We start from the raw sequence: 6,012 nt of genomic DNA on the forward strand, positions 1-6,012 counted from the left end.
GGCGGGCGGCGGGTCAGGAGTGGAAGGGGAGCCCGGCGTCGGGGGCCAGGTCCAGACCGTCCTCGTCGCGCGGCGGCAGCAGGCTCGCCGTGCCGTCGGAGACGGGGACGACACCCAGCTCCAGCAGTTCCGCCATGGCCGCGTTGCCCGCCATGTCGCGAACCTGGAGCTGGTAGCGGGCCGTGGTGCGGTAGGTGCCGCCGGAGTCGTCCCCGGTCCGCTGGAGGAAACCGGAGTCGGCGAGGAAGGAGACGGCCTTGGCGACGATGCCCGTCGTCGACCCCGCGAGCCTGCGGGCGTCCTTGGTGGCACCGGTCGCACTGCGGCGTGCGTAGACCCGCCAGGCGGCCTCCAGGCTCGGCGCGTCGGTGGCCGGGTCGGTGTTCTCGCCCTCGGCCTCGGCCCGTTCCTCCAGCCTGCGGCACGCCTGGCGGACGAAGGAGTCGACGCCGTTGACGGTGATCCGGCCGATGTAGCCGTCGTCCGCGAGGTCTTCGGGGCGCGGGAACGCCATGGCGGCGCAGGCGAGATGGGCGAGGCCGTGCAGGAAGCGGTCGGCCGAGTCGGCCGTGGCCCGGCGCGCGTAGTCCCCCATGCGGACCGCGAAGACGGAGTCCTCGGCGGCGGCGAGAGCCATGCCCGCGCGGGTGGAGACCTCCAGGACGACGAGGCCGAGACCGGTCGCCACGGCGTCGGCCAGGCGCGCGAAGGCGGGTTCGTCGCGGTAGCGGCGCAGCAGCTCGGTGTAGTCCACGTCCCTGGCGGGGGCCAGCTTGGGGTGCAGGCCGTAGGAGACGAGCCGCGCCGCGTCCGCCGCGTCCGCGGGGGTCACCTGCGCCGCGGCGCCGCTGCGGCCTGCCCCCTCCTCGGGGTCGGGCTCCGGTGTGAAGTCAGTCATGATCCGTACTCGTTCGTCTCGTGCGGGAGCGTGGGACCCCGCCGCCGGCGGGTGCGGTGGGCAGGGGTCATGCCGCCTCCGTCCGGTCCGCCGCCATTCCGGCGGCGTCCAGCAGCGCCGTCCCCACGATCAGGTCCGCTCCGCCGAACTCCGGGTCCTGCAGCGGAGTGCCGTCGTCGACGGCGAACACCAGCCGCTGCTCGCCCTGGCGGTAGGCCGTGCCCACCGGGGGGCTCGCGGCGTGGACGGCCAGCAGGGCTATGAGGTACGGCAGGTCGGGGTCGCGCCGGCGGGCGTCGGCCAGCAGCCCCGACAGCCGGCGGGGAGCGTCGGCGGGCAGCTCCAGCAGCTCCATGGCGGCCTCCATCTGCCGCTCGCTGAAGCGGCTGTCGTCCGGTGTGGCCACCAGGTCGGGCTCGGGCATCTCGGCGCCGAGGTGCTCGCGGGGGGCGGGCGGGGTGAGGAGCAGGTCGGTCAGGTCGCCCAGGCGTACGGCGCCGGGTGTCCGCAGCCCGGCTCCCCGTGCGAAGAAGGCGTCGGTCACGCGGGTGGCCTCTTCCAGGGGCAGCGGCAGGACCGGGGCGAGAAGCTGCCCGTGCAGGTCGAGTCCCGCGCGGGCGGCGGGCGGGGCGAACGCCTGCCTGTCCTGTTCGGCGCGGAAGAGCGGTCCTGCCTCCAGCAGCCGCGACTGGAGCTGGGTGTGGCGGCGGATGCAGTCCTTGACGATGTCGACGAGTTCGGCCGCGCGGCGCTTGTGGTCGGGGCCGCGTTCGGAGTCGGCTTCGTCGCGCGCTTTGCGGATGTTGGTGAGGATGGCGTTCTCGTGGCGGTAGCGGTCGGCGACGTGGTCGAGCGCCTCGGTGATCATGTCGGGTACGGCGTTGAGCCAGTCGACGGCGCGCACGTCGCGGCGGGTGGCCTCCAGGGTGCGGCGCAGCGTCTCGGCGTACTGCACGGTGCGGTAGCGGGCCTGTTCGGCGGCGAGCTGCGCGTCGGCGAGACGCCCGCGGTTGATGAGCACCTCCAGCTTGACCTCGGCGGCGATCTGGGCGCTCGTGACGTCGGTGTCCAGGGCGCCCACCAGGACGTTGACGGCCTCGTCCGTGGTGCGCAGGTAGACGCTGCCGCCGGGGCCCGGGACCTCCTCGATGAGTTTGAAGTCGTAGTCCCGCCGTACGTAGACGCCGTCGGTGCCGAAGGTGCCGTAGACGGCGCGGAAGCCGCGGTCCACGCTGCCGACGTTGATCAGGTTCTCCAGCACCCAGCGGGCGACGCGCTCGTGCTCGGCCGTCGGGCGGGCCGGTGCCTGGGCGGCGACGCGGGGCAGCAGCCTGGCCAGGATCTGCTCGTGGTCGGCGCCGGTGTCGAAGTCCATCTGGAGGGTGACCTGGTCGATGGCGGCCAGCGCCAGCTCGGCCATCTCGTAGGCGCCGTACTCCCCCGCGAGGTTGGCCTTGCGGGTGTCGAGGTCGTGCAGCGGCGCCGTGCAGGCGAGCGCGCGCAGGCGGCGGGCCAGGCCCTCGTCGGCCGCGGGTCCCGGGGCAGGGGAGGGTGCGGACGCACCTGTCCCCACCGGGCTGCTCGTCGTGGTGGCGCTCTCAGTCACGACGGACACATTAAGCCGTCGCACTGACAAGACCCGAAACGGCACGGTTGTCACGGTCCGGGCGGTTGGCTCGGTGGCGCCGCGGGGAGTGAGCCGACCCGTCAGCCTAGCTGGCGGGCGTATCCGTCGGCGAGCTGGCGCCGGGAGTCGTCGAGGTAGACGGCGAGCAGCCGCTCGGCACCGGGGGCGTCGCCGTCCCGGAGCGCGTCCAGGATCTCGCGGTTGCGCGGCAGGTAGGGTTCGTGGAAGCGGCGGGGGTTCTCCATGACGTGGAAGACGAGCCGCAGTTCCGCCAGCACGCCGCGCATCATCGCGTCGGCGCGGGGGCTTTTGGCGAGTTCGACGATCCCCTGGTGGAAGTGCATGTTGGCCGTCCCCAGGTCCCGCCAGCGCTCCTCGGCGCGCGCGCTCAGCCCCGCCGCCACCGCGGCGTCCATCGTGTGCAGGGCGTAGGGCGGGGCGGCCAGCTGCCGCAGCGCGGCGCACTCGACCAGGCGGCGCACCCGGTAGAGGTCCTCCAGGTCCTCGACGGTGAGCTTTCGGACGAACATGCCGCGGTTGAGCTCGTGGGCGAGGAGCCGCTCGTGGGTGAGCAACCGGAACGCCTCGCGCAGGGTGTTGCGGGAGACGCCCAGGGCGCGGCCGATCTCCTCCTCCGCCAGTCGCATCCCAGGACGGAACCCGCCCTCGATGATCCTGCCGCGCAGGATGCCCGCGACGCGTTCGGCGGTGCTGGTGCGCCCCAACAGCTTGCGGTCGTCGCTGAGTTCCTCCAGCACGTTGTCGGTCATGGCCGAAGTCAACCGCAGTTCCGAGAACGAAACAACATGAGGATTGCGGAATCGTTCAACAATCCTCTACTTTAAGGCTCGGCGAGGTGAGACCTGCGTCACCCCCCGCCCCAACTCAGCTGCACGGCCGTCCCATTGGCGTGCGTCCGTCCGGACGCCGGTCCGCTGTCTGCGAGGTGCCCATGAGCACGACTGACAAGGCTCGCGCCGCGAGCGACGACAACGGTCAGAACGAGGAAGAGGTCCGAGCCTTCGCCTGGCTCCGCTCCCTGGGCCCCCGCGGGCGGCGCGCCTTCGCCGGCGCCTTCGGCGGATACGGCCTGGACGCGTACGACTTCTACGCACTGCCGCTGAGCATGGTCGCCATCGCGGCGTACTTCCATCTCAGCAGCGGACAGACCGGACTGCTGGTCACCGTGACGATGGTCGCCTCCGGAGCGGGCGGCGCCCTGGCCGGAGTCCTGGCCGACCGGGTCGGACGGGTACGGGCCCTGCTCGCGACGGTCGTCACCTACGCGCTGTTCACCGTCGCCTGCGGAGCCGCGCCCAACTACGAGACGCTGCTCGTCTTCCGGGCGCTCCAGGGCGTCGGTTTCGGCGGCGAATGGGCAGTCGGCGCGGTCCTGGTGGCCGAGTACACCTCGGCGCGGCACCGGGGCCGCACACTGGCCGCCGTACAGAGCGCGTGGGCCGTCGGCTGGGGGCTGGCCGTGCTGGTCTACACGGCGGTCTTCGGACTCCTGGAGCCTTCGACGGCCTGGCGCGTGATGTTCTTCACGGGAGCACTGCCCGCGCTGCTGGTGCTGTACGTACGCAAGAACGTCAGCGACGCGCCCGCGGCCGAGCGGCAGCGCGCCCGGCACTCGTCCGCCGCGACCTTCGCCGCCGTCTTCCGGCACGGCTTGCTGCGCACCACGGTGTTCGCCTCGCTGATGGCCACCGGCGTGCAGGGCGGGTACTACACGCTCGCCACCTGGGTGCCGGCCTACCTGGCCAAGGACCGCGGATTCGCCGTCGTCACCACCGGCGGATTCCTCGCCGCGCAGATCCTGGGAGCGTTCCTCGGCTACCTCGCCGGCGGCTACCTGACCGACCTGCTGGGCCGCAAGAAGACCATCGCCGTCTTCGCCGCAGCCTCCGCCGCCTGCGTCCTCGGCTACACCCGCGTGCCCGAGGGCGCCGACGCACTGCTGCTCGTGCTCGGCTTCCCCCTCGGGTTCTGCATGTCCGCCATCTTCAGCGGCTTCGGCTCGTTCCTCGCCGAGCTGTATCCCACCTCCGTACGCGGCACCGGACAGGGCTTCACCTACAACGTCGGCCGCGGCCTGGGCGCCGCCTTCCCCGCGCTGGTGGGCGCCCTGGCCGACAGCTGGGGCGTGGGCGGCGCGCTGGTTTTCGGGGCCGCCGCCTATGCCATCGCGGCCCTGGCACTCCTCGGCCTGCCCGAGACACGCGGCCGCGAACTGGCCGACCTGGACTGAACACGCGGCCGGTCGCGTTGTGCCGGTCCGAGCCGCGGGCCCCGTGCCGCGGCCCCGTCCCACCGGCTCCGTCCGCGGGCCCGACCGGACCCGCCCGCGAGCCCCCACGGCACGACACTCCCAGACAGGGGGAACGAGATGTCCACCACCGCACCGCACACCGCCACGCCGGACCGCACCGGACCCGCCGAGGCCCGGGCGCTGTACCGGGCCGGACTCGACGCGCACACGGCCGGCTGGGCGCCGGGGCACGTGCGGGCACACCTGGCGGCCGTCCCCCTCGCGTGGGCCCCGGACCTGGCGTCGTACTGCGCGCGGAACCGCCACGCGCTGCCCGTACTGGACGTCGGTGAGCCAGGCGTCTGGAGCACCCCACTGGCACCGGGCGCCGACCTGCGGACCGACCTGCCCCGCTACCGCGTCTGGGAGGACGGCGAACTCCTCGACGAGCCCCTCGGGATCGCCCACCGCTGGCGCGACGACCTCGTGCCCTTCCTCCTCGGCCGGCCCGTCGCCCTCGACGCGGAGCTGGCCGCGGCGGGCGTGCCCCTGCGCCATCTGGAACAGGGACAGACGGTGCCCCTGTACGTGACCAACCGCTCGTGCCGCCCCGCGGGAAGGCTGTGCGGCCCGCTGGTGGTGGCCATGCGGCCGGTCCCCGCCCATCTGGTACCGGTGGCTCGCGCCGCGGGGGCGACCACACCGCTGGCCCGGAACGGTCCGGTACACGTCGGGGACCCGGGGGCGCTCGGCATCCGGGCACTCTCCCGGCCGGACTTCGGCGGCCGGGTACGGCCCGAAGCGGGCGACATCCCGGTGTTCTGGACGAGCGGCGTCACCCTTCAGGCGGCCCTGAGGGCGACGCGACCGCCGTTCGCACTGACGGAGGCCCCAGGCCACCTGTTCATCACGGACCTCGGTACCGGCCGGGAGCGGGAGACGGGCGACACCGGGCCGAGGGGGGCCGCGGATCGCGGACCGAAGGGAGCCGCGGGCACCGGACCGGAGGCGGCTGCGGGCCGCCGGCCGGAGGCGGCTGCGGGCCGCCGGCCGGAGGCGGCTGCGAGGGCCGCGCCGGAACGCGCCACCGGCGCCGGCCCGCGCTGAGTCGTGGGGCCTCGCTCCTGCCCGCAAGGAAGAGGGGCCCTTGCACGGAGGGAGCCACGAACCCTGGCGCGACGAGAGCCACGGACGCCGGGGCGGAGGGAGCCACGGACGCCGGGGCGGAGGGAGAGG

Annotated in this window: 5 protein-coding genes; 2 read left to right on the forward strand and 3 right to left on the reverse strand. The window is 73.8% G+C overall.

The window, feature by feature from the left end; all coding sequences use genetic code 11:
* Window positions 1-13: 13 nt before the first annotated feature.
* The 3 genes from AB8Z75_RS30185 to AB8Z75_RS30195 form a co-directional block, all read right to left on the reverse strand.
* Window positions 14-898, reverse strand: coding sequence for a hypothetical protein (locus tag AB8Z75_RS30185; protein WP_369207525.1), 885 nt, complete (start codon window positions 896-898; stop codon window positions 14-16).
* A gap of 67 nt (window positions 899-965) precedes the next feature.
* Window positions 966-2,504 (reverse strand): hypothetical protein, encoded by a 1,539-nt coding sequence (locus AB8Z75_RS30190; RefSeq protein WP_369207527.1) that lies wholly within the window; start codon window positions 2,502-2,504, stop codon window positions 966-968.
* Window positions 2,505-2,605: 101 nt separating this feature from the next.
* The gene (locus AB8Z75_RS30195; RefSeq protein WP_369207529.1) at window positions 2,606-3,295 is read right to left on the reverse strand and encodes a GntR family transcriptional regulator; all 690 of its coding nucleotides are present in this window, start codon (window positions 3,293-3,295) and stop codon (window positions 2,606-2,608) included.
* Between the two features lie 182 nt (window positions 3,296-3,477).
* On the opposite strand from AB8Z75_RS30195, the gene AB8Z75_RS30200 reads away from it, so the two are divergent.
* Window positions 3,478-4,776: an MFS transporter gene (locus tag AB8Z75_RS30200; RefSeq protein WP_369207531.1), complete on the forward strand. Its 1,299-nt coding sequence runs from the start codon at window positions 3,478-3,480 to the stop codon at window positions 4,774-4,776.
* Window positions 4,777-4,914: 138 nt separating this feature from the next.
* On the forward strand, window positions 4,915-5,883 hold the full coding sequence (locus AB8Z75_RS30205; protein ID WP_369207533.1) for a DUF1445 domain-containing protein: 969 nt from the start codon (window positions 4,915-4,917) through the stop codon (window positions 5,881-5,883).
* Window positions 5,884-6,012: the final 129 nt, after the last annotated feature.

This window comes from Streptomyces sp. PU-14G, assembly GCF_041028275.1.
Lineage (GTDB): Bacteria > Actinomycetota > Actinomycetes > Streptomycetales > Streptomycetaceae > Streptomyces.

Bases quoted from the DNA above. Each gene is read 5' to 3' on its own strand.
- AB8Z75_RS30205 (WP_369207533.1), top strand. From the start codon at position 4,915: ATGTCCACCACCGCACCGCACACCGCCACGCCGGACCGCACCGGACCC.
- AB8Z75_RS30185 (WP_369207525.1), bottom strand. From the start codon at position 898: ATGACTGACTTCACACCGGAGCCCGACCCCGAGGAGGGGGCAGGCCGC.
- AB8Z75_RS30200 (WP_369207531.1), top strand. From the start codon at position 3,478: ATGAGCACGACTGACAAGGCTCGCGCCGCGAGCGACGACAACGGTCAG.
- AB8Z75_RS30195 (WP_369207529.1), bottom strand. From the start codon at position 3,295: ATGACCGACAACGTGCTGGAGGAACTCAGCGACGACCGCAAGCTGTTG.